General features: G+C 74.8%; 23 protein-coding genes. 12 read left to right on the forward strand and 11 right to left on the reverse strand.

What is annotated here, in order from left to right; translation table 11 throughout:
- Positions 1-104: 104 nt before the first annotated feature.
- The 6 genes from ACSUPR_RS18725 to ACSUPR_RS18750 all read left to right on the forward strand — a co-directional run bounded on the left by ACSUPR_RS18725 (position 105) and on the right by ACSUPR_RS18750 (position 8,091).
- Positions 105-1,655, forward strand: coding sequence for an alpha/beta hydrolase (locus tag ACSUPR_RS18725; protein WP_436885970.1), 1,551 nt, complete (start codon positions 105-107; stop codon positions 1,653-1,655).
- Positions 1,656-2,115: 460 nt separating this feature from the next.
- On the forward strand, positions 2,116-4,200 hold the full coding sequence (locus ACSUPR_RS18730) for a hypothetical protein (RefSeq protein WP_436885972.1): 2,085 nt from the start codon (positions 2,116-2,118) through the stop codon (positions 4,198-4,200).
- A gap of 83 nt (positions 4,201-4,283) precedes the next feature.
- The gene (locus ACSUPR_RS18735) at positions 4,284-5,540 is read left to right on the forward strand and encodes a MurT ligase domain-containing protein (RefSeq protein ID WP_436885973.1); all 1,257 of its coding nucleotides are present in this window, start codon (positions 4,284-4,286) and stop codon (positions 5,538-5,540) included.
- A 9-nt stretch (positions 5,541-5,549) separates the two neighbouring features.
- Positions 5,550-6,260 (forward strand): type 1 glutamine amidotransferase, encoded by a 711-nt coding sequence (locus tag ACSUPR_RS18740; RefSeq protein ID WP_436885975.1) that lies wholly within the window; start codon positions 5,550-5,552, stop codon positions 6,258-6,260.
- Between the two features lie 169 nt (positions 6,261-6,429).
- The gene (locus ACSUPR_RS18745) at positions 6,430-7,350 is read left to right on the forward strand and encodes an NADP-dependent oxidoreductase (RefSeq protein WP_436885977.1); all 921 of its coding nucleotides are present in this window, start codon (positions 6,430-6,432) and stop codon (positions 7,348-7,350) included.
- Positions 7,351-7,443: 93 nt separating this feature from the next.
- Positions 7,444-8,091 carry a DUF4352 domain-containing protein gene (locus ACSUPR_RS18750; RefSeq protein ID WP_436885978.1) on the forward strand — a complete coding sequence of 216 codons (648 nt, stop codon included), beginning with the start codon at positions 7,444-7,446 and terminating at the stop codon, positions 8,089-8,091.
- On the opposite strand, the gene ACSUPR_RS18755 is transcribed toward ACSUPR_RS18750, so the two are convergent.
- From ACSUPR_RS18755 to ACSUPR_RS18765, 3 genes are all read right to left on the reverse strand, one after another.
- On the reverse strand, positions 8,078-8,479 hold the full coding sequence (locus tag ACSUPR_RS18755; protein WP_436885980.1) for a DUF2568 domain-containing protein: 402 nt from the start codon (positions 8,477-8,479) through the stop codon (positions 8,078-8,080). The two genes, ACSUPR_RS18750 and ACSUPR_RS18755, sit on opposite strands and share 14 nt — an antisense overlap.
- Positions 8,480-8,539: 60 nt before the next feature.
- Positions 8,540-9,568: a CAF17-like 4Fe-4S cluster assembly/insertion protein YgfZ gene (gene ygfZ, locus ACSUPR_RS18760; protein WP_436885982.1), complete on the reverse strand. Its 1,029-nt coding sequence runs from the start codon at positions 9,566-9,568 to the stop codon at positions 8,540-8,542.
- A gap of 388 nt (positions 9,569-9,956) precedes the next feature.
- Positions 9,957-10,508: an FABP family protein gene (locus tag ACSUPR_RS18765; protein ID WP_436885984.1), complete on the reverse strand. Its 552-nt coding sequence runs from the start codon at positions 10,506-10,508 to the stop codon at positions 9,957-9,959.
- Positions 10,509-10,695: 187 nt separating this feature from the next.
- Between ACSUPR_RS18765 and ACSUPR_RS18770 the strand changes: the two genes are divergently transcribed.
- Positions 10,696-11,466 carry a GIDE domain-containing protein gene (locus tag ACSUPR_RS18770; RefSeq protein WP_436885986.1) on the forward strand — a complete coding sequence of 257 codons (771 nt, stop codon included), beginning with the start codon at positions 10,696-10,698 and terminating at the stop codon, positions 11,464-11,466.
- 21 nt (positions 11,467-11,487) lie between these two features.
- The gene (locus tag ACSUPR_RS18775) at positions 11,488-11,850 is read left to right on the forward strand and encodes a DsrE family protein (protein ID WP_436885988.1); all 363 of its coding nucleotides are present in this window, start codon (positions 11,488-11,490) and stop codon (positions 11,848-11,850) included.
- 76 nt (positions 11,851-11,926) lie between these two features.
- Here ACSUPR_RS18775 and ACSUPR_RS18780 read toward each other — a convergent pair whose 3' ends face one another.
- From ACSUPR_RS18780 to ACSUPR_RS18800, 5 genes are all read right to left on the reverse strand, one after another.
- On the reverse strand, positions 11,927-12,673 hold the full coding sequence (locus ACSUPR_RS18780; RefSeq protein ID WP_436885990.1) for a phosphoglyceromutase: 747 nt from the start codon (positions 12,671-12,673) through the stop codon (positions 11,927-11,929).
- Positions 12,674-12,886: 213 nt separating this feature from the next.
- Entirely contained in the window at positions 12,887-13,399 is a 513-nt protein-coding gene (locus ACSUPR_RS18785) for a YbjN domain-containing protein (RefSeq protein ID WP_436885992.1), read from the reverse strand.
- A gap of 33 nt (positions 13,400-13,432) precedes the next feature.
- Positions 13,433-14,740: a D-inositol-3-phosphate glycosyltransferase gene (gene mshA / locus ACSUPR_RS18790; RefSeq protein ID WP_436885994.1), complete on the reverse strand. Its 1,308-nt coding sequence runs from the start codon at positions 14,738-14,740 to the stop codon at positions 13,433-13,435.
- Positions 14,741-14,847: 107 nt separating this feature from the next.
- Positions 14,848-15,678, reverse strand: coding sequence for an esterase (locus ACSUPR_RS18795; protein ID WP_436885995.1), 831 nt, complete (start codon positions 15,676-15,678; stop codon positions 14,848-14,850).
- Between the two features lie 125 nt (positions 15,679-15,803).
- A complete protein-coding gene (locus ACSUPR_RS18800; RefSeq protein WP_436885997.1) occupies positions 15,804-16,787 on the reverse strand; it encodes a YbgA family protein in 984 nt (327 codons plus the stop codon).
- 99 nt (positions 16,788-16,886) lie between these two features.
- Between ACSUPR_RS18800 and ACSUPR_RS18805 the strand changes: the two genes are divergently transcribed.
- Positions 16,887-18,185: a cryptochrome/photolyase family protein gene (locus tag ACSUPR_RS18805; protein ID WP_436885999.1), complete on the forward strand. Its 1,299-nt coding sequence runs from the start codon at positions 16,887-16,889 to the stop codon at positions 18,183-18,185.
- Positions 18,186-18,216: 31 nt separating this feature from the next.
- On the opposite strand, the gene ACSUPR_RS18810 is transcribed toward ACSUPR_RS18805, so the two are convergent.
- Both ACSUPR_RS18810 and ACSUPR_RS18815 read right to left on the reverse strand, forming a co-directional pair.
- A complete protein-coding gene (locus ACSUPR_RS18810; RefSeq protein ID WP_436886001.1) occupies positions 18,217-18,639 on the reverse strand; it encodes a VOC family protein in 423 nt (140 codons plus the stop codon).
- A 92-nt stretch (positions 18,640-18,731) separates the two neighbouring features.
- A complete protein-coding gene (locus ACSUPR_RS18815; RefSeq protein ID WP_436886003.1) occupies positions 18,732-19,262 on the reverse strand; it encodes an O-acetyl-ADP-ribose deacetylase in 531 nt (176 codons plus the stop codon).
- Between the two features lie 229 nt (positions 19,263-19,491).
- On the opposite strand from ACSUPR_RS18815, the gene ACSUPR_RS18820 reads away from it, so the two are divergent.
- The 3 genes from ACSUPR_RS18820 (at position 19,492) to ACSUPR_RS18830 (ending at position 21,555) form a co-directional block, all read left to right on the forward strand.
- The gene (locus ACSUPR_RS18820; protein ID WP_436886005.1) at positions 19,492-19,854 is read left to right on the forward strand and encodes a BlaI/MecI/CopY family transcriptional regulator; all 363 of its coding nucleotides are present in this window, start codon (positions 19,492-19,494) and stop codon (positions 19,852-19,854) included.
- A 5-nt stretch (positions 19,855-19,859) separates the two neighbouring features.
- Positions 19,860-20,801, forward strand: coding sequence for a M56 family metallopeptidase (locus ACSUPR_RS18825; RefSeq protein WP_436886007.1), 942 nt, complete (start codon positions 19,860-19,862; stop codon positions 20,799-20,801).
- A 463-nt stretch (positions 20,802-21,264) separates the two neighbouring features.
- Positions 21,265-21,555, forward strand: a complete 291-nt coding sequence (locus ACSUPR_RS18830; protein ID WP_436892056.1) for a DUF2516 family protein — start codon at positions 21,265-21,267, stop codon at positions 21,553-21,555.
- Here the strand turns inward: ACSUPR_RS18830 and ACSUPR_RS18835 are convergent.
- The gene (locus ACSUPR_RS18835; RefSeq protein WP_436886009.1) at positions 21,540-23,978 is read right to left on the reverse strand and encodes a hypothetical protein; all 2,439 of its coding nucleotides are present in this window, start codon (positions 23,976-23,978) and stop codon (positions 21,540-21,542) included. The two genes, ACSUPR_RS18830 and ACSUPR_RS18835, sit on opposite strands and share 16 nt — an antisense overlap.
- Between the last annotated feature and the right edge of the window lie 96 nt (positions 23,979-24,074).

Here is a 24,074-nt window from a genome sequence, read left to right on the forward strand (position 1 = left end):
TTCGTCCCAACCCCTGTAGCAGAACAGGGGACGCGGCGACGGTGCCGCGCGGAAAGGGGAGCCGACAGGTGCGGTACACGGGGGTGTCGGGGCTCGCAGGAGCGATGGTCCTGCTGGTCACGGGATGTACGGCGTTCTTCCCGGCGCAGGCGCCGCCGGGCTCCGCGGGCGCGGCCGCGATCGAGTGGGAGCCCTGCCACGGCGAGGACGGGGAGGGCGCGCTCCCCGAGGACGGCGACCCCGAGTGGACCGCGGCCCTGGAGTGCGGGACCCTGGCGGTGCCGCTCGACCACGACGACCCCGACGGGGAGGCCATCGACATCGCGCTGGCCCGGGTGCCCGCCTCCGGCGACCCCGGCGAGCGGATCGGCTCCCTGGTCCTCAACCCGGGCGGCCCCGGCGAGTCCGGGGTGGAGATGCTGGCCTACCCCCAGTTCTCCGACGGGATCCGGGAGGCCTTCGACCTGGTGGCCTTCGACCCCCGCGGGGTCGGCGACAGCGGCGGCTTCGCCTGCGGGAACTGGGACCGGTTCGCCGCCGCCCAGCTGCGGGTGCAGGACCCCTCGGCCGTCACGGACACCGAGCTCGAGCGCCTGGAGAAGGCCGCCCGGTCCTACGCGGAGGCCTGCACCGAGACCGTCGGCGCCGAGTTCCTCGCCGAGATCGGCACCGTCAACGTGGTCCGCGACCTCGACATGGTCCGCGCGGCCCTGGGCGACGACGCGCTGACCTACGTCGGCTACTCCTACGGCACCTACATCGGGGCCCTGTACGCGGAGATGTTCCCCGGGAGCACCCGAGCCCTGGTCCTGGACGGCGCCGTCGAGACCGAGCGGCCCAACGTGGAGGTCGCCCGGGACCAGGCGGCGGCGTTCCAGGAGACCTGGGAGCTGTTCGTCGCCGACTGCTCCGGTGCCGGGACCTGCCCGTTCAGCGGGCCGGAGGCGGCCGACGCCGAGATGACGCGGATCCTGGACCGGCTCGACGCCGACCCGCCCACCGTCCGCGGCATGCCCGTGGACGGCGCAGCGCTGCTGGGGATGGTGGGGCTGGCGCTGTACGACGAGACCTCCTGGTCCGAGCTGGCCCGCACCCTGGCCGCGGTGGCCGAGGACTCCGACGAGTCGGGCGGGCTGCTGGAGGCGCTCTACGACACCACCTACGGGGTCGGCGAGGAAGAGGAGGACACCGGGGAGGCGGAGGCGGCCGGGGAGGAGCCGGAGGGCGGCGCGTTCGCGGACGCCGAGGCGGCTCTCACCGTGATCAACTGCGCCGACCGGGTGGACCCGACCGACCCCGAGGTGTACCGGGAGGCGGCCGAGGCGATCGCCGCCGAGACGCCGTTCTTCGGTCCCGACCTGGTGTGGGGCCAGCTGCCCTGCGCCTACTGGACCGACACCGAGACCGCGCCGACCGGGTTCGACGCGGCCGACGCGCCGCCGCTCGTGGTGGTGGGCACCGTCGGCGACCCGGCCACCCCCTACGGCTGGGCCGAGGAGCTGGCCGGACAGCTGGCGACCGCGACCCTGGTCACCTACGAGGGGTCCGGGCACACGGTGTACGGCTACGGCCTGCCCTGCGTGGACGACCCGATCGACGCCTACCTGCTGACCGGCGAGGTCCCCGGGGCCGGCCTCAGCTGCCCCGCGTTCTAGGCTGCGTTCTTCGGACCCCCGCTCCGCTTCGGTCCGTGTCCGGCGCCCTCAGGGGGCGGGAGCCTCCGGTCCCGCGGAGAGGCCCCCGTTCCCCGGAGGCCTCCTCCGGGCCTTCGGAACCCCGCCGGCGCCCCGCCGACCCCCTGCGGAGCCGACCGACATCCGGAGAACAGGCCCCGGACGCCCGCCGCGCCCGTCCCGCCGCCCCGCGGCGGGGCGGGCGCGGCGCCTCCCCGGGTGCCGTCCCGCCCGGCACGCCGCCCGGCCGCCGCGTTCCCGGCGCACGGCCCGGAGCGCCCCCCGGTCCGGGAGGTCGTCCACAGGCGGCCGACGGGCGGTGACAAGGCGGCCCGGCGGTGACACCATCGTCCACAAAGCGCAAGGCCCAGGCCACGCGCGATTCCCGAGTGGATCCCGACCCGGCCGCCCCGCGGACGGCCGCCCAGGAGGTGTTCGGACGGTGCCCCCCACCCCGCGCCCGGAAGGCGCGGCCGCGCGCACCTATATCGGCTGGCGGTACGCGGTGCTCCTGCCCCCGCCCGGGCCGCCGCCGCGCCGTCCCGTGCCGGACGGGGCACGGGACCCAGCGCAGCGGTCGGAGGAGACGCGGCAGGCGGCCGAGGACCGCACCGACCGCCCCCTCCACATCGCCCTGGCCGGGCTCGGCGCCTTCGCCCTGCTGTGCCTGGTGCTGTGGCCGCTGCGGGTGCTGCCCGCCACCCTGGCCATGGGCGGGGTGCTGGCCTGCGCCGCCATCGCCGCCCCGCTCGTCATCGCCCTGGTCCAGGGCCGCCGGGTCGCCGCCCGGCGGCGGGAGGTGCTCCGGGAGCGGCTGGCCGCCGAGCGCGAGGCCCGCGAACGCGAGCTCCACGACCGCCTGGAGGAGCACGCCCGCGCGCACACCGCCTGGCAGGCGGCCTGCCGCGCCTTCGAGGCCCAGCCGCTCTGGCACGCCGTCACCGCCCCGCCCGACACGGACGCGATCCTCGTCGCGGGCGGCGCCGACGCCGGGTGGTCGGCGCTGCTCACCACCCTCGGGGTGTCCCGGCTGCGCGAGGGCGGTGACCTCACCGTCGTCGACCTCACCGGCCGCTCCGTCACCCGCGACCTGGTCCGGCTGGCCCGGCGCTGCGCGGTGGCCCCGCGCCGCTGGGTGCTCCCCGCCGACCTGCCCGGCATGACCCTGGGCACCGACCTGGACGCCGGCCAGCGGGCCCGGATCCTCTCCGCGGTCGCCGCCGCCTCCGGGGGCGCCGACGACCCCGACGCCGACGAGACCCTGCTGCTGCGGCTGATGGAGGTGCTGGGCCCCCGCGCCGGCATCGCCGAGCTGATCGGCGGGCTGCGCGCCCTCATCACCCCCGAGGGCGACGCCGCCGAGGACGACGCCGCGCTCGCCCTGCTCACCCCCGACCAGCGCGCCCGGGTCCGCGAGCGGTGCGCGGGCGGCCCCTGGGAGCGGGCCTGGGAGCTGGAGCGCCGCCTCTCCCCGTTCGAGGCGGTCGGCACCCGCGCCGAGGAGGGCGGGTACGCCCAGGTCAAGATCATCTCCACGGACCGGGCCTCGGGCGGGGTCGCCGCCCGGGTGTACGGCACCTACGCGGTGGCGGCGCTCAGCGAGCTGCTGGAGGCGCCCGCGGGGGCCTCCCGGCGGACGCGGGGGCCGCGCGGCCGCACCGTGGTGGTGTGCGGGGCGGAGACCCTGCCGGAGGGCGAGATCGACCAGGTGCTGTCCGCGGCCGGGGCGGGCGGGGTGGAGGTCGTCCTGATGTTCCGCGACGCCGTGCCCGCCGTCCTGGAGAGGTTCGGCGCCCCCGGCCGCCTGCCCGTGGTGATGCGCCAGGGGGATCCGGGCGCGGCCGCCGCCGCGGCCACCGCGGTCGCCGCAGCCGGGGGCCGCGCCCCTGTCCTGCACCGGCTCACCGAGGAGGTCGCCGCGGAGGTGGGGGAGACCGCCATCACCCCGGAGGAGGACCCCGACGCCGAGGTGGTCTCCGACGACCGGTACTTCGCCTCCCCGCACACCGAGTCGGGGGCGGTCATCCGCAGCGCGGCCGCCGCCGTCGCCCCGCTCGACCTGGTCCGCCATGTGAGATCGGCCACGGTGTGGGGAGAGGCGACCTACTCCCGGGAACGGTCCGCCGCCCCGCCGGACGCGGAGGGCGACCCCTTCCGCCACACCCGCACGCTCGCCCCCGAAGCCGGGGCGCTGCTGGCCCTCCCCGCCACCGCGGCCCTGATCCTGGGCCCCGGCGGGCCTGTCCTGGCCGACACCAATCCGGGTATTCTCACCCTGTCCACGGCAACACTGGCCACAGTGGACGACTCCCGGACCAGTGGTGACGAAAGCGACGGCGCACCCGAACGAAGCGCGGGGGAAGAGGTCCGACCGGAGGCGGTCCGGCCCCGCGTCGTCCCGGCCGCCGCCACCACCGACACGCCCGACGCGACCGCCCCGGTGTCCACGGGGACCGAGGGCGCTCCGGGCCGTGTGCCGCCCAACCTGGGACCACCGCCGGAGCGGCTGGACTGGCGGGTCCGATAGCCGGTGGACAATAGGCTTGGCCCGACACATCGCCCGCCGCCGCAACGCATCGGCGCAGGTGATCAAGCGATCGTGGAGAGTACATGAGCGAGCTTCCCTTGCGCGCCCAACTGGCATCGGTACTGGGGAGGAGTGCCGCCGGCCTGTCCCGTGCCACGGGGCGCGGCGACGGCTCCGTGATCGGCGGCAAAATCGCGCTCAAGGTCGAACCCGACCTGCTCGCCAAGCTCGCCAGGGGCCGCAGGCTCGCCCTCGTCAGCGCCACGAACGGCAAGACCACCACCACCCGGCTCATCTCCCAGGCGCTGCGCGAGTTCGGCGACGTCGCCACCAACGAGCACGGCGCCAACATGCCGACCGGGCACATCACCGCGCTGTCCAACAACCGGTCCGCCGTCAACGGCGTCCTGGAGGTGGACGAGAAGTACCTGCCGCAGGTCCTGGTCGCCACCCAGCCCGCGTTCGTGGTCCTCATGAACCTCAGCCGCGACCAGATGGACCGCGCCTCGGAGATCAACCTCCTCGCCAAGCGCTGGCGCACCGCCCTGGGCAAGAGCAACACCCACGTCATCGCCAACGCCGACGACCCGCTCGTCGCCTGGGCCGGCATGGGCGCTCCCAACGCCACGTGGGTCTCCGCCGGGCAGCGCTGGAAGGAGGACTCCTGGTGCTGCCCCGAGTGCGGCGGCCACCTGCGGCGCGAGCAGGACCCGTACTGGGCCTGCCCCGAGTGCGGACTCGCCCGCCCGCAGACCACCTGGGGGGTGGACAACGACTCCGACGTCCTCGTCACCCCCGAGGGGCAGCGCATCAAGCTCCGCCTCAACCTGCCCGGCGACGCCAACCGCTCCAACGCCGCGATCGCCGCCGCCACCGCGGCCGGGTACGGCCTGCACCCCGAGCGCACCGTGGAGCGCCTGCGCGAGATCACCTCGGTCGCGGGCCGCTACACCTCCGTCGTCACCATGGGCGTGGAGGTCCGCCTGCTGCTGGCCAAGAACCCGGCGGGCTGGCTGGAGTCCTTCGCCGTCCTGGACCCGCCCGCCACCCCGGTGATCCTGTCCGTCAACGCGCAGATCCCCGACGGCAAGGACACCTCCTGGCTGTGGGACGTCGACTACCGGGTCCTGCGCGACCGCCGCGTCTTCGTCATGGGCGAGCGCCGCACCGACCTGGCCCTGCGCCTGGAGACCGACGGGGTGCGGTTCGAGACCGCAGACCGGGTGGACGAGGTGCTGGGCAGGCTGAAGGCCGAGCAGCCCGGCCTGACCAAGGTCGACCTCATCGCCAACTACACGGCCTTCCAGCAGATCCGCACGGCCTACGGCCGCGTCCAGTAGGAGACTCCCATGACGAACACCAGCGCCCTGCGGATCGTGTGGATCTACCCCGACCTGCTGAGCACCTACGGCGACCGCGGCAACGTCCTCATCCTCCAGCGCCGGGCCGAGCTCCGCGGCATCCCCACCGAGATCCTGCACGTCCACTCCAGCGACCCGGTGCCCGAGCAGGGCGACATCTACCTGCTCGGCGGCGGCGAGGACCGGCCGCAGATCCTGGCGGCCGAGCGCCTGCGCGCCGACGGCGGCCTGGCCCGCGCCGCCGCCCGCGGCGCCTGCGTCTTCGCTGTGTGCGCCGGGTACCAGATCATCGGCGAGAGCTACGGCGACGACGAGGCCAACCCGCTGCCCGGCATCGGCATCCTGGACATCCGCAGCGGCCGCGGCCGGACCCGCGCCGTCGGCGAGATCGTCGCGGACGTGGACCCGTCCCTGGGGGTGGGCCGCATCACCGGCTTCGAGAACCACCAGGGCCGCACCGAGATCGGCCCGTCGGCCCGCCCGCTGTCCACCACGGTGCGCGGTATCGGCAACGACGACCGCACCGAGGGCGCCTACCAGGGGCAGGTGCTGGGCACCTACCTGCACGGTCCGGCGCTGCCGCGCAACCCGCAGCTGGCCGACCTGCTGCTGCGCTGGCGCGTGGGGCAGCTGGCGCCGCTGCCCCCGGCCTGGGGCGAGCGCCTGCACGAGGAGCGCCTGGCCGCGGCGCTGTCCTGACGGGCGCCTCCACGGCTCCGGCGGCCCGGCGGGTGACCCCGTCGGGCCGCCGCCGTTCCCCGGGCCCGCACGGGCCCCGGCCGCGGACGCGGTGTGCGGCCGGGCACACCCGGAGGGCCACGGCGTGCCCGGACCGGTGCGGAGGGCACCGCCGGTTAGGGTCGCCCCCATGAAGGCGATGGCGTTGCAGCGGTACGGCACGGAGGACTCCCTGCGGGAGGTGGAGCTGCCCGAGCCCAAGGTGGCCCCGGGAGAGGTCCTGATCGGTGTGCGGGCGGCGGGGGTCAACCCCGTCGACTGGAAGCTCGCCGCGGGCGGGCTCGACCCGGTCATGGAGGCCGGGTTCCCCATGGTCCCCGGGTGGGACGTGGCCGGGGTGGTCGAGGCGGTCGGGTTCGACGTCCCCGAGTACCGGGTGGGCGACGAGGTCTACGGATACATCCGCAAGGACTGGGCTCAGAACGGCGCCTACGCCGAGCGGGTGTCGGCGAGCGTGCGCCTGCTGGCGCCCAAGCCCGCGTCGATGGACTGGACGCAGGCCGCCGGGACCCCGCTGGCGGGGTTGACCGCCCTCCAGGCGCTGCGCCGGGTGGGGGTCCGCGAGGGCGACACGGTGCTGGTCCACGCGGCGGCGGGCGGGGTGGGGTCCTTCGCCGTGCAGATCGCCCGGACGCTGGGCGCCCGTGTCATCGGCACCGCGAGCGAGCGCAACCACGACTTCCTGAGCTCGCTGGGGGCCGAGCCGGTGGCCTACGGCGAGGGCCTGGTGCGGCGGGTGCGCGCGCTGGCCCCGGCCGGTGTGGACGCGGTGGTGGACTTCGTCGGCGGGGGCGCCGCCGAGCAGAGCCTGCCCCTGACGGGCGTCGCGGAGCGGGTGGCCTCCGTCGCCGACGCGGAGGTGGAGCGCTTCGGCGGCCACTACGTGTGGGTGCGGCCCTCCTCCGAGGACCTGCTCGAACTGGGCGGGATGGCCGACGCCGGGGTGCTGACCGTGCACGTCGAGCACGAGCTGCCGCTCGCCGAGGCCGCCCGGGCGTGGCGGCTGAGCAAGGAGGGGCGGACCCGCGGAAAGATCGTTCTGACCGTTTGATGTGCTTCTGTCCGAAAGCGGACGGAATGAAAAAAGCGTGTTCTGTGTCACACCCATATGGATGCCAACGGTCGTCGACGGGGGGCGAACGGCGTGCTCCGCGCCGTCGCGATCCCCGTGGCGGTGTTCATCGCCGGTACCGGGTGCATCGCGTCCGTGGCCGCCCTCACCGCCGTTCCGCTCCCGGCCGTACAGGTGACCGTGGGAGAGGAGCAGGCCCCCCGGGAACCGGAACCGGACCCGCCCACCGCCGGGGCGGAGGGGTCCGAGGAGCCAGGGGGGCCCGGGCGGGGTCCGTCGGAGGAGTCCGGGAGCGGTCAGGACAGCGCCGGGTCGCACACCCAGAGCGTCCCGCCGGAGTCGTACACCGGGGCCACCACGGCCTTCGGCCCGTTCCACGTCCTGGTGGCCACCTGCTACACGGACACCGGCGTCACCGACGGCATGGGCACCCACGCCACCGCGCCGCCCGGGATGGAGTACCACATCTACCGGCTCCACGTCACGAACGAGGGGAACGCCCCGGCGGTCTTCGAGACCGCGGGCACCACCGCCCTCACCACCGGGGGCGAGCAGTTCGTCAACGACGACGAGGCGGAGTTCGCGGTGGCCTGGGACTACCTGTGGGACGACATCGATCCGGGGGCCACCGTCACCACCTACATCATCTTCGAGGCACCGGTCGGCACGGAGTTCGCCGAGGTGATGCTCGGCGGGACCGCCCCGATCACTCCGAACTGAGCCCGCTCCGCCCGGCCGACTCCCGTAGGCCCAGCAGCCACAGCACCCGGTCGTAGGCGCACAGGTGGTAGACCACCAGCACCCCGGTGAACGCCAGTGCCGCCGGGACCTCCCCGGCGGCGGCCAGCGCGGCCGCGGAGCCGAACAGGACCGCCCACTCCACCAGCAGCCGCACCGGCCGGGGCACCGGCACCGGGGCGCCACCCGACCGGGACGGGTCGCCGGGGACAGCGAGGACCCCCCACGCCGTCGCCGCCAGCAGCGGCAGCGCGAAGGGGGCGGACCAGCGCAGTCCCGGCAGCAGCAGCCACACGGCGCATCCCAGGGCCACCAGGGCGGTCAGCTCCAGCAGCAGCCGTACCACCAGCATCCACGGTCTCAGGGACACCGCGCGTCCTCTCGGGGGGAAGGGAACGGAGACGGCGGGGCCGGGCCGACAGGACCGGGACTAGCGGGGGCGGCGGCGCAGGTCGATCTTGGCGTTGGCCCCGGTGTCCGGGTCCACCACGACCTCCTGGCCCGCGGCGATCCCCTCCACCAGCAGGTCGGCGTCGGTCGGCGCGGACCGCTTGACCAGGCCCAGGGCGATCGGGCCCAGCTCGTGGTGGCGGGCCGAGGTGCCCACCCTTCCGACGGTGCGGCCGTCCAGCTCGATGGGGGAGCCCACCGAGGGCAGCCGCTCGGCGGTGCCGTCCAGGTGCAGCATGACCAGCCGCCGCGGCGGGCGCCCCAGGTTGTGCACCCGGGCCACGGTCTCCTGGCCGGGGTAGCAGCCCTTGTCCAGGGCCACCGGCCGCCCGGTGCCCACCCAGTCGACCTCGTGCGGGATGGTGCGGTCGTCGGTGTCCAGCCACGGGCGCACCCGGTGCTCGGAGATCCGCTTCGCCTCGAAGGCCCACATCCCGGCAGGCCTGGCCCCGTTGGCCGTCAGCGTCTCGGCGACGGACACCAGGTCCTCGGAGGGGAGGAAGAAGTCGATCCCCTCCTCGACGAGCCGCATCGGAGTCTCCGTGGAGGCGACGCCCCCTAGCACCTGGAGCATTTCGGGGCCCACCACGGTCAGGACGGCGCGCTCGGCGCTCACGTCCGCCACCTCGACCCGCAGCATGAACCGCATCGAGTCCAGGAACTTCGCCAGGGCTGCGCCCTCACCGGGCTCGGTGTGGATCCACGTCGTGGTGCCGTCGTCCAGCAGGGACAGGTGGTGGCGCAGGTGCCCCTGGGTGTCCATGATCAGGGCCTGGGTGCCGATGCCGGGGGAGAGCTCCCTGACGAGCTGGCTGGTGAGGTCGTTCAGCCAGGTGAGGCGGTCCGGCCCGGTCACCGTCACCACGTCCCGGTTGCTCCGGTCCACCCACGCGCTGGACCGCTCCGCGGCGCGGCCCTCGTGGGCCGGGTCCCCGTAGTGCGCGGCGACCCCGGAGTCGGGGGAGTCGGCGCCCACGGCGCCCGGTGTGCTCAGCAGCGGCGAAGTCATACCCCGAGGGTATCCACCCGGGGAGGGGAAGCGGAAACCCCTGTCCCACCTGCGGTTTCGCTCACGAAAAAAACATTTGCCCCGAGTGTCCCGGAGGACGTACCTTCGGTGTCACGCAGGAAAGGAGGTGGTCCAGAAGATGAAGTCTTTTAGGACTGGCGAGGTGGCCGTCCGCTAGGACGAGCTCGCGTTCGCGCGACGTTCGTTCGCAGCGAATCCCAACGGACACCCGGATCCCGGGCCGCCGGAAGTAGTCCGACCGGCCCCGCCCACAGCGGCGGGAAGTGGCCCGGGATCCGTCCTTCCCCCGGACTCCGCGGCCGGGCGGCCGACCCGGGCCCGCGCCCCGTCGGCCCCGCGTCGCCGCGTCCTCTCCCGGGCCTCGCGCCTACCGGGTCTCCGCGCCCTTGCCGACCTGCTTGAGCTGGGCCGACATGTACGAGCGCAGCGAGTGGCCGCGCGCAGCCAGGTCCCAGGCGTAGCCCAGGGTCTCCCGGTTGTCGCCGAACAGGCCGTAGAGCCGGTGCGAGGCCGTCACGTCCAGGCCGGTGGAGGTGTGCAGGACCGCGTCGGTGGCCATCTCGACCCGGTTCGCGAACACGTTGCCCGCGTACGACTCGATGAAGCCCTCGTTGTGCGTGATGAGCACCTCCAGGTGGATCACCGGGACGCCCTCCTCACGGTCGGCCGTGTCCTCCTCCGACAGCGCCCGCCAGTAACCCGACTCCTCGGTGACCAGGTCGCCCAGGGTCCCGTCCGGGTTCATCCGCCAGGCCGAGCTGCGGTAGTGCAGGTAGGGCAGGTCCGGCCGGTGCTCGAAGACGATCTCCTGGCCGAACTGGAACTCCTCCTCGTCGGCGTAGCCGGCGACGCCGACACCCTCCCAGCGGCCGAGCAGGAAGGACAGTTTCGCCAGATCGGCGTGTACATCAGCGTGCATGACACCAGAGCGTAGCGCTCCGCGGAGGCGGCTCGGCCACCGCCATTCCGGGGTGGCCGACTGGACATGCCCAATTGGCCCCGCTTTCGCGGAGAACTGGTAAAGATGATGGACGACGCGGCGTGTCCACGGGGAGTGTCCGACCCGCCTGCGTCCCTACCTCCGAAGCGCGTCAAAGGGGCGGCCTGTGTTACTGGTGATCGGTTCTGTGCTGCTCGTGGCCGCGCTGGTCCTCCTCCCGCTCGCGGCCCTGGCCCTGCGCCGCTGGCGGCGCCAGCTGGGACTGGCCCGGCTCGAGCCGTCGGCCCTGGCGGCACGGGGCGGGCAGCGCGTCACGCTCACCGGGATCGCCGCGCCCGGCCCCGCCGGGACGGCCTCCTCCTCCGGGCTGGCCGGTGTGGAGTGCGTCTGGCACGGCCACGAGGTGCTGCGCCACTACCTCCCCCTCCAGCAGGAGGGAGCGGTGCAGGAGCGCACCTGCGACTCCATCGCCGACTACGGCTCCGAGGAGCTGTTCGGCCTGGTCGCCGACGGCCGTCCGCTGGACGGCGAGCGGATCTTCGTCGACCCCCGCGACGCCCCCCGCCCGCGTGACGCCGAACTGTGCCTCCAGCGCGTCGTGGCCCGGCCCCAGCCCGGGGTCGCCTCGCCCGCCGACGACCTGCTGCCCCGCGTGCGCGGGCGCATCTCCGGGGTGTTCCGCGGCGAGACCATCGAGTTCGAGTACCGCGAATGGGTCATCCGGCCCGGTGCCCGGCTGCGTGTCACCGGTGAGCTGCACGTCCGCGACGGCCGCATCGTCGTGGCCGCCCCGCGCGACGGCGCCCTCACCGTCGAGCACGGCGTGGCCGAGCGGACCCTGCACACCTCCCCCCGCCGCCGCGAGGCTCTGCTGGTCACGGTCGCCTTCGCGGTGACGGCCCTGGCCGGGATCCTCCTGGTCCTGCTGGGGCTGTGAGCGCCCGATAGGCTGGCCGGCATGCCCCCTTCCCTTGTGATCAAGGTCACGGCCGGTGCCGACGACCCCGAACGCTGCAACCAGGGCTTCACCGTCGCCGCCACCGCCGCGGCCTCCGGGGTGCCGGTCTCCCTGTGGCTGACCGGCGAGGCCTCCTGGTTCGCCGTTCCCGGCCGCGCCGAGGAGTTCTCCCTGCCGCACGCCGCCCCGGCGGCCGACCTGCTGGCCGCCGTCCTGGCGGCCGGGAGCGTCACCGTCTGCACCCAGTGCGCGGCCCGGCGCGGCCTCACGGAGGACGGCCTCCTCGACGGGGTCCGTATCGCCGGGGCCGCCACCTTCGTCGAGGAGATCACCGCGGAGGGGGCCAGGCCCCTGGTCTACTGAGGCCCCGCCGCCCGGAGCCCGGACACGACGGTGCCCGCGTCCCGGAGAGGGACGCGGGCACGGGGGCCGGCGGGGGCTACTTCTTGCCCTGGTTGGCGACCGCCTCGATGGCGGCCTTGGCGGCCTCCGGGTCGAGGTAGGTGCCGCCGGGGACCTTCGGCCTGAACTCGCCGTCCAGGTCGTACACCAGCGGGATGCCCGTCGGGATGTTCAGCCCGGCGATCGTGGCGTCGTCGATCCCGTCCAGGTGCTTGACCAGCGCGCGCAGGGAGTTGCCGTGCGCCGTCACCAGCACGGTCCTCCCGGCGGCCAGGTCCGGGACGATCTCGTCGTACCAGTACGGCAGAGCCCGGTCGAGCACGTCCTTGAGGCACTCGGTGCGCGGCAGCAGCTCCGGCGGCAGGTCCGCGTAGCGGGCGTCCCCGGCCTGCGAGTACGGGTCGTCGTCGGCGATCGGCGGCGGCGGGGTGTCGTAGGAGCGGCGCCAGATCATGAACTGCTCGTCGCCGTACTCCTCGCGCGTCTGCGCCTTGTCCTTGCCCTGGAGGGCGCCGTAGTGGCGCTCGTTCAGCCGCCAGCTGCGCCGGACCGGAAGCCAGTGCAGGTCGGCGGTCTCCAGCGCGAGGTTCGCGGTGCGGATCGCCCGCTTGAGCAGCGAGGTGTGCAGGACGTCCGGCGTGAGGCCGGCCTCCTTGAGCAGCTCGCCGCCGCGGCGCGCCTCGGCTTCGCCGGCGGCCGACAGGTCCACGTCCACCCATCCGGTGAACAGGCCCTTCGCGTTCCAGACACTCTCACCGTGTCGGAGCAGTACCAGAGTTCCCATGGGGCAAAGCCTAGTGCCTGGCGGTGAACGGACACCGGCCAGGGGGAGGCGGTATCCCCCGCGCCCCCGGTCCGTCGGCCGCTCCCGCCCGCCGGCCTCCGGCACCCGCGTCGACGCGCCACCGCCGGCGGACGGCCTGCGGCCACCGCCTCTCCCGGGCGGGCCCCGACCCCCGGGACCCGGCCGGCGCTGCACCGGCGCGCCCGGCCGGGGTCAGCCCGCGTGGTCCTCGGGGGCCAGGTGCGCGAACGCGCGCAGGTTGCGCATGTCGTGGCCGCGTTCGGCCCGCCAGCGCCACTCCTTGCGGATCGCCGAGGCGAACCCGCGCTCCAGCGCGCCGTTGAAGTTCTCGTCGGCGTAGGTGAGCACGCAGCCCAGCAGGCGGTCCACCTCGTCGGGGGTGACCCCCTCCAGCGGCAGCCGCCCCCGGAGGTACACGTCGCCGACCTCGTCGGCGGCGAACGCCATCCCGTACATGTCGGAGTTCTTGCGCATCAGCCACAGGTAGAACTCCGCGTGGTTCTCGTCCGGCCGGCGGCAGAAGAACGAGGTGAGGGTCAGGCTGTGCGGTCCCACCTCCAGCCACACCAGGGTCTTGAGCCTGGCCTTGCCCGGCAGGGTCACCAGGAACGCCCCCTCCCGGGGCCGCTCCGACTCCAGTCCGGACTCCGCCACCGCGAGGGCGATCGCCTCGATCGCGGCCGTGCGCGCCGTTCGTTCTCCCACGTCGTCCCGTTCCTCCCGTTCCCGAGCCGCGCGTCAGCGCGCGGCGGCCAGCGGCAGCCCCACGGGCGCCGTGTACGGGGTGATGCTCGCGCGGTACACGTCGAGCAGGTCGTCCACCGTCCGGTCCCAGCCCAGGGTGGCGGCGTGCGCCGGGGCCGCCTCCGCCAGCCTGTCACGCCGGGCGGGCTCGGCGATCAACCGGTGCAGGACCGTCGCGTAGTCGGCCGGGTCGTGCCCGTCCACCAGGACCCCCGAGCGCTCGCCGACGGCCGTGGCCAGCCCGCCGACCCGGGCGGCGACCACCGGGGTGCCGCAGGCCTGCGATTCCACCGCGACCAGCCCGAACGACTCCGAGTGGGAGGGCACGACGGTCGCGGTGGCCGCCCGGTAGTAGTCGGCCAGGCGCTCGCGCGACTGCGGCGGCTCCATCCGGATCACGTCCGCGATCCCCAGGGAGCGCGCCAGGTCGGCCAGCATCCGGGGTCCGCCCATCCCGCCGCCGGACAGTCCGCCGACCACGCCCACCACCAGGCGCGAGCGCAGCGACGGGTCGCGTTCGAGCAGGTGGGCGGCGGCGCGCACGAGCACGTCCGGGGCCTTGAGGCGCTGGACCCGGCCCACGAACAGCAGCAGCTCGGTGTCGGGGGCCAGCCCGATCCGCTCCAGGGCGGCGCGCCGCGGCCCCGGCGTGAACACGTCCAGGTCGACCCCGGGGGGGATCACACTGATCTGGTGGTCGCGGGCTCCGTAGTGCTCCTTGAGCTGGCGGGCCTCGTCGTCGGTGTTGGCGATGAGCCGGTCGGCCTGGTGGACGAGCTGGTCCTCACCGCGCACCCGCGCCTCCGGCTCGGGCAGGTCGCCCTCGGCCAGGGCGGCGTTCTTGACCCGCGCCATGGTGTGCATCGTCTGCACCATCGGCACGTTCCAGCGGCGGGCGGCCGCCACCCCGGCCTTGCCGGAGAGCCAGTAGTGGCCGTGCACGAGGCCGTAGCGGCCGGGCTCGTCGCGGGCCTCGGTGCGCAGCATCCCGAAGATGAACGGGCACAGGTACTCGGCGAGGGCGTTCTTGTCGAGGTGGCCGTAGGGTCCGGCGGCCAGGTGGCGCACGGACACCCCCGGGGCCAGCTCGACGACCGGCGGCAGGTCGGGGGAGGTCGCCCGGGTGAAGACGTCGACGGCGACCCCGCGCTCGGCCATCCGCCTGGCCACCTCGACCACGTAGACGTTGAGGCCGCCCGCGTCGCCGGTGCCCGGCTGGTCCAGCGGCGAGGTGTGCAGGCTGACCGTCGCCACCCGGGACGGAAGTGCCTCAGATCCTCCCTCGGGAACGATTCCAGACACCGCCGGTCCTCTCCGCTCGTGTTCACACCTTTGTCATCAACAGCGACGAAGGTACACAGTGTTCCTGAGCGGACGGTCCGAGGGGGCGGGTGTTGACGGCCTCCCTCCTAGGGTGTAGCGGTCCAGCCCGAGACGAGGAAGTCGACGGTGGCGGGCAGTGCGGCCCCCCAGGGCGCGGCCGCGGCGCCCCCGGTGTGATCCGCGCCCGGAGAGCGGGTGGCGACCGTCATACCGTGCCCGGTGAGGACGGCGGCGAGGGGTCCGGTGTCCTCGCCGACCAGCAGGAACCGGGCGGCCTCGGGTTCGGCGACCTCGTCGGCGGCCGGGTCCCAGAGCACCGCCTGGGAGACCTCGGGGGAGGCGGCCGCGGCGGCCGCCGCGTCGTCGGCGCCCCCGACGGCGCGCAGGGCGCGCGGGCGGGCGTGCGCGCCCTCGACCGCCCGCACCACGGCGCGGCTGAGGACCGCGGGCGCCCCGTCGGCGCGTTCGGGCACCGCGACCACGAACTCCACGCCGGTGCGGCACATCTCCCGGTCCAGCGCGGCGCGGGCGTCGGCGTCCACGGCGCCGCGGTGGTCGGTGTCCGCTCCGTGCAGCAGGTACAGCACGGGCAGGTCGGCGCTGTCGGGCCCCACCGGCCTGCGCACCCACAGCTCCCTCCCGCCGCCGGGCACGGTCTCGTCGGGGATCACGGAGACCGACGCCGGGGCGGCCTGGACGCAGGCGGAGACCTGGCCGGGCCGGGGCGGCGGCGCGGGCGGTCCCCCGGCCCGGGGCGGCACCAGCGCGCTGCCGGCCAGGGCCGGGTCGGGGCCCAGGTGGGCGCCGACCCGTTCCACGAGTCCCTCCGGCGGCAGGGCGGCGAGCGCGGCGGCGGCCACGGCCACCAGGCCGGAGGAGACGAGCACGAAGGCGCGCTGGGAGAACGTGGAGAACACCGGTGGCCTCGGGAGGTGTCGGGGGTCAGGGGCATCCTGCTGAAGAACCAGGGATGTCACTCATGGTAATCATCCATGTCTGGTCCGTGTGGGAAATGCGGATTCCCGAACCCCCGACAAGGCCGTCACACCGTCAGCGCGTGCCGCAGCCTCAGATCCTCCGGGTAGGGGCGCAGATAGGTCTGGCACCGCAGCCACTCCGGCCCGTCCGCCTCCCCGTGGTGGCGCAGCAGCGCCATGGGGAGGCTGAGCGGGGCCCGCTCCTCGCGGTAGTCCTCGATCGCGGCGAGCAGGTCGTGCCGGCGCGCGTCGTCCAGGCCGTCGCTGATCATCCCGAAGGCGTGCTGGAGCGCGTTGGCGTGCCTGCCCCGGCTCGTCCGCACCGCCATCGCCGTGGTGAACGCCCTCGTGTACTCCCGCCGCGTCTCCTCCGGGTCGTTCGCTCCGGCCCCGGCCGCGATCCGCCCCGTCTCCCGGTACCCCTCGGGGGAGTGCGCCATCAGCTGGAGCTTGTGCCGGGTCTGGAAGTCGACCAGGTCGCGGGGCCGCCACCCGGGCTCCCACAGCGCGCGGAGCCGTGCGCGGGCGAAGACCCTCTCCACGAACGCCTCGCGCAGTGCCGCGTCCGACAGCCGCCCCTGCTCCTCCACCGGCAGGTCGGGCAGCAGCTCGGTGAGCCGCGCGGCGAACGCCCCCCGCCCCCTGCCGTCCACCCGCTGCCTGTCCTCGTCGAACACCGGCAGGGCCAGCAGTCCGCAGCTGGGCGACTTGTTCTTGAGGACGTACCCGTCCAGGCCCCGCAGCTCCTCCAGCCGGGCGTCGGCGATGCCGGCCAGCTCGTCGGTGCGGTCCGAGCCGTCCCCGCTGGAGATCACCCGGTTCTCCTCGCCCCTGCGCTGCAGGTGCAGCGTGGGACGCGGGGTGCCCAGACCGATCTCGGCCTCGGGGCACACCTCGGTCCACTCCACGTACCGGTCGAGCTCGTCGGTGAGGAAGCGGTACCGCGAGTGTCCGCCGTTGTAGCGGACGGGTACACCCAGCAGGCAGCTGGAGGCCCCCAGCCGCGGCCTGACCTCGGGTTCCCCTGTTGCGGGAGTGAGAGTGTCCATGTGTTTTCCCTACCCGTTCCCGCGCCCCGGCCGCAGTCGGCGGGCGCATGTTCCATTCACTGTGTCATTCGTTCACGGAGAGTGAGAGGATGGGGTGTCATGGCCCACACCGTCGTCCTGTTCACCCAGGACCTGCGTCTGCACGACCACCCCGCCCTGACGGCCGCGCTCCGCGGTGGCGGGGCCGTCCTCCCGGTTTTCGTGCTGGACCCCGCCCTGCTGCGCCGCTCCGCCCGCAACCGGGTCCGCGCCCTGCCGGGCATCCTCGGTGAACTGCGCGACGGCCTGCGCGCCCGGGGCGGCGACCTGGTCGTGCGGTACGGCGACACGGCCGCGGAGGTCGCGGCGCTGGCCCGGCGGGTGGGGGCCGACACCGTCCACCTCACCGAGGGGGTCACCCGCGCCGCCGCCCGGCGGGAGCGGCGGCTGCGCGACGCCGGGCTGCGCGTGGTCTCCCACCCGGGTCTCACCGTGGTGCCGCCCGGCGACGTCACTCCGACCGGGGGCGACCACTACAAGGTGTTCACGCCCTACCTCCGCGCCTGGGAGGCGCACCCCTGGCGCTCCGTCCTCCCCGCTCCCGAGCACGTGGCGCCGCCCGGCGGTGTGGACCCCGGGGAGATCCCCGCCGACCTGGACGGCGGGCGCGGCGAACCCGCCGGACGGCCTCTCCTCCTGGGCGAGCAGGCCGCCCGCCACCGGCTGCACGCCTGGCTCGACAGCGGTCTGGCCCGGTACGAGGAGCGGCACGACGACCTGCCCGCCGGGGCGACCTCGCACCTGTCCGCCGACCTGCGCTTCGGCTGCCTGTCCCCGTTGGAGGCTGCGTCGCTCGCCCGGGACGAGCCCGGTGGGGCCGCGTTCGTCCGCCAGCTCGCCTGGCGGGACTTCCACCACCAGGTCACCGCGGCCTTCCCCGACATCGCCGTACGCGACTACCGGCCCCGCGGCACCCGGTGGCGCGACGACCCCGCGGCGCTGAAGGCGTGGAAGGAGGGCCGCACCGGGGTGCCCATCGTGGACGCGGGCATGCGGCAGCTGCTCTGTGAGGGGTTCATGCACAACCGGACCCGCATGATCACCGCCGCGTTCCTCACCCGCACCCTGGGAATCCACTGGCGGGCGGGGGCGGAGCACTTCGCCGACCACCTGCTCGACGGCGACGTCGCGAACAACCACGGCAACTGGCAGTGGGTCGCCGGGACCGGCAACGACACCCGCCCCGGTCGGGCGTTCAACCCGCTGCGGCAGGCGCGCCGGTTCGACCCCGAGGGGGTGTACGTGCGCAGGTACGTCCCCGAGCTCGCAGGGCTGCCCGGCCGGTCGGCGCACACGCCCTGGGACTCGCCGCCCTCCGACGGCGACTACCCGCCGCCCATCGCCCCGCCCGGCTCCTGAACCGCCCGGTCCCCGGCCGGGGCGGGCCCGGCTACTGGACGCAGAACTCGTTGCCCTCGACGTCCAGCATGACCACGTGGTGCGTCCCCGGCTCCCGGACCGTGCGCACCGCCGTCGCACCCAGGCCCACCAGCCGCTCGACCTCGGCGTCGCGGCGCTCGGGCCCCGCGTTGAGGTCGAGGTGCCAGCGGTTCTTCACGGTCTTGGGCTCGGGGACCCGCTGGAACAGCAGGCGGCGGCCACTGGCCCGGTCGCGCACGGCGGCCGCGGTGATCCACGCGCGCCGCCCGTTCACCAGGGTGGTGTGCTCCTCCGGGTCGATGACCCCCTCGGCGGCCAGGCGCTCGATGAGGTCCTGGTGGTCCTCCACCTCGTAGCCCAGGGCCGCCCCCCAGAACGCGGCCATCCGGTGCGGTTCTGCGCAGTCCACGGTGAGCTGCCAGTCGAGTGCCACGGTCGGTCCCCTTCGCTGCGGAGTCGTCGCGTTCCTTCCTACCGCGCGGGTGCGACGATCGGGGCGAGGCGCGTGAGGCGCGTGAGGCGCGTTCAGGAGGGGTCGAAGGCCTGCCGGAAGGCCGCGAACGCGGTGTCGTCGAACAGCACGACCCGGATCAGCGGAACCCGGACCGGCGCGGTGCGCAGCGCCTCGGCGGTGATCCGGGCGGCGTCCGCCACCGGCCACCGGTACACGCCGGTGGAGATCGCCGGGAAGGCCACCGACTCCGCGCCCAGATCGGCGGCCACCCGCAGCGACTCGGTGTAGCAGGAGGCCAGCACGGCGGAGCGGTCCTCGGCGGCGCTGTACACCGGGCCGACGGTGTGGATCACCCAGCGGGCGGGCAGCAGCCCGGCGGTGGTCGCCACGGCCCGCCCGGCGGGGAGGCCCCCGCCGTACCGGGAGGCGCGCAGCGCCCGGCACTCCTCCAGGATCGCCCTGCCGCCCCTGCGGTGGATGGCGCCGTCCACCCCGCCGCCGCCCAGCAGGGAGCTGTTGGCGGCGTTGACGACGGCGTCCACCCGCTGCTCGGTGATGTCGCCCCTGACCACGCCGATCCGGCTGTGCCGCGAGGTGTCCATGGCCCGTCCCCCCTCTGCCGTGGGGCGGAATTATCGCACCCGGAGGGGGGTTGGGAAGGGTGGATACGCGAACCTCGGCACGGCTCTCTCAGGTCGCACCGGCCCGGCGGGCCCGGCTCGGGACCCGACCGCTCCACATCGGGCGGGGAAAACCCTTGTACCGCGGGACACCACGATTTAACGTGGGGGTACGACAGGCTGTAGTACGACCGCAAGTAGACTCGAGGGCATGAATCGGCTCGGCGAACTTGAACGCGCAGTGATGGATGTACTGTGGACGCGAGATGAACCAATGACGGTTCGTGAGGTCGGTCGAGAGCTCGCCGAGCGGGATCTCGCGCACACGACCGTCATGACCGTGCTCGACCGGCTGGCCAAGAAGAAGGTCGTCACCCGGGCACGCGAAGGCCGTGCGTGGCGGTACCGTCCGGCAGCCAGTCGGGAGTCCTACGTGTCCGAGCTGATGTTCGACGCTCTCGGGCAGACCGGTGATCGTGACGCGGCCCTGGCCGCCTTCGTCCAGTCGATGGACGGCAAGGAGGCGGAGGCGCTCCGGCGCGCACTCGCTGAAATCGAGCAGCCAAGGAACTAGTCCGTATGGTCAGTGCCGCCCTCCTCACACTCGTCGCGGTCGGCTGCCTCATCGCCATGGGGCTCCTGCACCGGGCGAAGTGGCCCTCGCGCGGGCCCTACACGGCCGTGATCACCTGGCAGGCACTCGGCCTCGCCTGGGGCGTGTCCACCATCGGGGCGCTCCTGGCCTTCGGACTCTCCTCCTACCAGCAGGGCGCCGCGGGCGGCCTGCTCGCCCTGGCCGCCGACGTCTTCAGCGGCCGCCTCGTGCTCACCGAGCTCGCCCAGGGCGCCGAGGGCGTGGCACACCTCGTGGCCGTGGTGCTCGCCGTGGTGCTCACGCTGGTGCTCTTCTACGGCCTGGTCTCCTCCTTCGTGCAGGTGGTGCGGGTCCGCCGACGCCACCACGACCTGCTCGAACTCGTGGCACACGACCACCCCGACGTCCCCGGCGCGCGGGTCATCGAGCACCCGGCGGCCGCCGCGTACTGCCTTCCGGGCGTGCTGCGCTCCCAGGTGGTGATCAGCGAGGGCGCCCTCGCCGTCCTCGACAACCGCGAGCTGGCGGCCGTCCTGGCCCACGAGCACGCCCATCTGCGCGAACGCCACGACCTGGTGCTGCTGCCGTTCTCCTCCCTCAAGCGGGCCTTCCCCCGGGTGCGGCTGGTCCGCGCCTACTACGAGACCGTCGCGCTGCTCATCGAGATGTGCGCCGACGACCAGGCCCGCCGCACCAGCTCCTCCCGCGAGCTGGCCATGGCGCTGCTGCGGTTCGGTGCCGCCGGGCCCGCCCCGGTGCCCGCCGGGGCGATGGCCGCCGTCGAGGCCGAGCCCGGGGTGATGCGCCGGGTCAACCGCCTGCTGCGGCCCGACGACGAGCTGCCGTACCACGCCGGTGCCGTCATCATGGGGGCCTCGGCCTTCCTGCTGGCCTCGGTCACCTGCCTGTGGCACATCACCATCTGACCCCGCGGCCCGGCCGGTGGCCCTCCGGTCGACCGCCCGGCCGTCCCGCCTGACCCGCGAGGGTCCCGGGTGCGCTCCGCACCGCCGACCGCCCGCCGGCGGGCCCGCGCCCGCGACGGCGTCCCCTGGACTCCCTGTCACCCCCGCGATGGCGGGCCCGCGCCCGCGACGAGCCCCGGACGGCCCACCACCCGACCGCTGGCGGGCCCGCGCCGACGGCCCGCGCTCCGCAGCCGGGACGCCCCCCGGACACCCTGACGACCCCGCCGACGGCGGACCCGCGGTGGTACCCGCGCTCGCAGCCCCGGCGACGCCTCCGGGCGCCCCGCCGCCGACGGGTGAGCCGGCCCCCTCACCCGTGTGACACGTTCCCGGGCACGATCCGCACCGCCGATCCGTTTACCGTGGTGGACGGGCGGACCCCCGTCCCCATGAACATCGTCGGGAGTGTGTTGTGATCGGAATGATCTGGTACGTCATCTACCTGGTCACCTTCGTGGCCAGCCTGTACGCCCTGATCGAGGCGATCCGGACCCCGGCCGAGGCCTTCGCGATCATGGACAAGCAGACCAAGAAGCTCTGGGTCACCCTCACCGGTGTCGCCACCGGTCTCTCCGCGCTCGCGGTGTTCTTCAACGTGGCCATCTTCATCCTGCTGTGCCTGGTCGCCACCCTCATCTTCCTGCTCGACGTGCGCCCGGCCGTCAAGGGCGTCGGCGGCGGCCGCAACGAGGGCCCCTACGGCCCCTGGTAGACCTTCTCCAGTTCCGTGAGCATCAGGCGCAGCGCCTGTGAGTAGGCCGGGTCGTCCGTGTAGTACGAGTGCCCCAGGATCTCCGGGCGCCGCGCCTCGCCTGGCAGCGCGTCATAGGAGCGGGGGTCGGGCAGCGGGTCCGCCGGCTCCACCACGGCCGTCTCCGCCCCGCCCACCGCCCCCGAGCGCATCCGCACCGGCCCGGCGATGGCGTCGGTGGTCCGCCACAGGTTCTGCCACCCCGCGACCCGGCCGCGCAGGTCCGCGAACGGCTCCGGTCCGAAGAAGGCGGGGAAGTAGCGCGCGTACAGCCTGTCCAGCGGCGACCCGTGGGTGATCAGCGCGACCCGGCCCAGGCAGTCGTCCGGTAGCTGCCACACCGTCGCCGCCGCCAGCACCGATCCCTGCGAGTGCCCCGACAGCACCACCGCGGAGCCCTCGCGGGTCATCCGCGCCACCCGCGCCACCAGCTGCGGCACCGCGCGTTCGGCGTAGGACGGCGGGGCGAGCGGGTGCGCCACCCGCGGCCAGAACGTGCCCACGTCCCACACGGCGCCCACCGCCTGCCGGGTCGGCCGGTCCCGGTAGGCGCTGCGGCCGATCCACACCAGGGCCACGAGCGCCGCCCCGCCCAGCAGCGACCCGGCGCCGATGAGCACCGACACCGCCCCGTGGGCGACCACCCGCACCCGTCCGGCCACGGCCGCCGCCGCGGGCTCGGGCCCGCCGGGGGTCAGATGCCCCGACAGGACCGAGTACAGGACCAGGGCGCCCAGTGCCACCGCCGGGACCAGCAGCGCCGCCAGCACCCCCGGGAGCACCTCGGTCATCCGGCCCAGGGCCCTCGCCCGCGCGATGTCCCAGGTGCGCCGGTCGCGCACGCTGCGCTCGTAGTCCTCGGTCACCGCCGCCACGTGCCCGCGGGTGTCCCGCCGCAGCCGCACGGCGAGCACAGCCGCCACGGCCAGCGCCAGCACCGCCTCCAGGGCGATCGCCAGCTGGAGCCAGGAGTAGACGGTGGGGGTCTCCAGCGGCAGGCAGTCCGCCCCGGGGGCGGACAGGGCCCGGCAGCCGCTCAGCCACAGCGCTCCCTGGTACACCGCCGCCGCCGAGAACGCCCCGCCGGTCAGCGCGCCCAGCGCCGCCGTGGCGGGACCCGCCATCCCGCGCATCGCCGCTCCGCGGTGCGCCCGGGCGGAGACGTACAGCACCACCGCGGCCGCCAGCGTCAGCAGCACCAGCGCCACCTGGACGGTGAACAGGGCGTTGAGGACCGACGCGTGCCCGGGCAGCCTCCCCTGGGCCGTCCATCCCGGCCGCGGCCACAGCACGTACACCGCGGTCGCGGCGACCAGGGCCAGGGCCGCGTTGCGCAGCAGGCGGCACAGGCGGTCGGCCCGCACGTTCCACCGCGGGTCCACCCCGGGCACGAGCACGCTGGCCGTGCCCGCCAGGGACACCGCGCCCAGCGCCCCGACCAGCACCGCGCCCCACGGCAGCGCCGGGCCGTTCCCCAGGTCGTACAGCAGTGCCGGGACCGCCACCAGCAGGGACAGCACCCCCAGCGACACCGCCAGGTGCGCCGACCGCAGCCGCGCCATGATCTCGCTGTTGCGCCACAGGTCGGGGTGGCTCAGCGGGGCCCCGGGGTCGTACACCGGCGGCACGGGGGAGGAGACCACCTCGTAGTCGGCGGCGGTGCGCCGCGACAGCCGCTCCAGCACCGCCACCACCGCCAGCGGCACCAGCGCCCCCACCGCCAGGGCCGGGCCCGGCGCGGACAGCACCGAGTCCGGGGAGGCCCAGAACTCCAGCCACGGCCGGGCCCGCGCGCACTCCTCGCCCAGCCCGGCGGCGCACTGCCACCCGAGCAGGTCCACCCCGATCCCGGCCGCCGCCACCGTGATGAGCACGGTCAGGGTCAGCGCCAGCAGCCGCACCCCGGCCCCGTACAGGTTGTCGGCCACCCGCGCCGTCCCGCGCAGGTTGCGGCTCGCCCGCCCGGGGCGCATCCAGTACGCCACGTTGACCAGCATGAACGGCAGCAGCAGCAGCCAGAACGCGCGCGAGGCGCTCCCCGAGGTGAGGTTGCCCCAGGCGAAGATCTCCCGCCGCACCCCGGGCACGGTCTCGGTGTCGGCGCCCCGCCGCCAGCGGAAGAACCCGGCGAGCCGGTCCCCGCCCACCCGCATGGCGGGTTCGACGTCCAGCAGCTCCTCGGCCTGACCGCCGCTGACCCCGTGCACCCGCAGCTCCACCCGCCCGCGCCCGGGCCGGGCGTCGCTGCCGGGGGCACCGGGCACCGCGCCCGGGCCGTCCTCGGGGACCGGTGGCACCGGGGCAGCGGGGGCGCCGGGGAGGAGGGGGTCGGAGGCCGCGGGGGGCGGGACGCGGGATCGGAGGGGCTCTGTTTGATCCGACATGCCAGCATCCTGCCACGCTCCGTGTCCGCGCGACAGCGCAGGTCCCCGACCTGTGGAAAACTACCCGGGCCCCGTCCGGCCGCTTCGGGGCCCGCC

This window comes from Nocardiopsis dassonvillei (genome assembly GCF_964273065.1).
Lineage (GTDB): Bacteria > Actinomycetota > Actinomycetes > Streptosporangiales > Streptosporangiaceae > Nocardiopsis > Nocardiopsis dassonvillei_B.

Excerpts from the sequence above, each read along its gene's own strand:
- ACSUPR_RS18725 (WP_436885970.1), top strand. The coding sequence starts at position 105 with ATGGTCCTGCTGGTCACGGGATGTACGGCGTTCTTCCCGGCGCAGGCG.
- ACSUPR_RS18735 (WP_436885973.1), top strand. The coding sequence starts at position 4,284 with ATGAGCGAGCTTCCCTTGCGCGCCCAACTGGCATCGGTACTGGGGAGG.
- ACSUPR_RS18740 (WP_436885975.1), top strand. The coding sequence starts at position 5,550 with ATGACGAACACCAGCGCCCTGCGGATCGTGTGGATCTACCCCGACCTG.
- ACSUPR_RS18745 (WP_436885977.1), top strand. The coding sequence starts at position 6,430 with ATGAAGGCGATGGCGTTGCAGCGGTACGGCACGGAGGACTCCCTGCGG.
- ygfZ (WP_436885982.1), bottom strand. The coding sequence starts at position 9,568 with ATGACTTCGCCGCTGCTGAGCACACCGGGCGCCGTGGGCGCCGACTCC.
- ACSUPR_RS18765 (WP_436885984.1), bottom strand. The coding sequence starts at position 10,508 with ATGCACGCTGATGTACACGCCGATCTGGCGAAACTGTCCTTCCTGCTC.
- ACSUPR_RS18775 (WP_436885988.1), top strand. The coding sequence starts at position 11,488 with ATGCCCCCTTCCCTTGTGATCAAGGTCACGGCCGGTGCCGACGACCCC.
- ACSUPR_RS18780 (WP_436885990.1), bottom strand. The coding sequence starts at position 12,673 with ATGGGAACTCTGGTACTGCTCCGACACGGTGAGAGTGTCTGGAACGCG.
- ACSUPR_RS18800 (WP_436885997.1), bottom strand. The coding sequence starts at position 16,787 with ATGGACACTCTCACTCCCGCAACAGGGGAACCCGAGGTCAGGCCGCGG.
- ACSUPR_RS18805 (WP_436885999.1), top strand. The coding sequence starts at position 16,887 with ATGGCCCACACCGTCGTCCTGTTCACCCAGGACCTGCGTCTGCACGAC.
- ACSUPR_RS18815 (WP_436886003.1), bottom strand. The coding sequence starts at position 19,262 with ATGGACACCTCGCGGCACAGCCGGATCGGCGTGGTCAGGGGCGACATC.
- ACSUPR_RS18820 (WP_436886005.1), top strand. The coding sequence starts at position 19,492 with ATGAATCGGCTCGGCGAACTTGAACGCGCAGTGATGGATGTACTGTGG.
- ACSUPR_RS18825 (WP_436886007.1), top strand. The coding sequence starts at position 19,860 with ATGGTCAGTGCCGCCCTCCTCACACTCGTCGCGGTCGGCTGCCTCATC.
- ACSUPR_RS18830 (WP_436892056.1), top strand. The coding sequence starts at position 21,265 with ATGATCTGGTACGTCATCTACCTGGTCACCTTCGTGGCCAGCCTGTAC.
- ACSUPR_RS18835 (WP_436886009.1), bottom strand. The coding sequence starts at position 23,978 with ATGTCGGATCAAACAGAGCCCCTCCGATCCCGCGTCCCGCCCCCCGCG.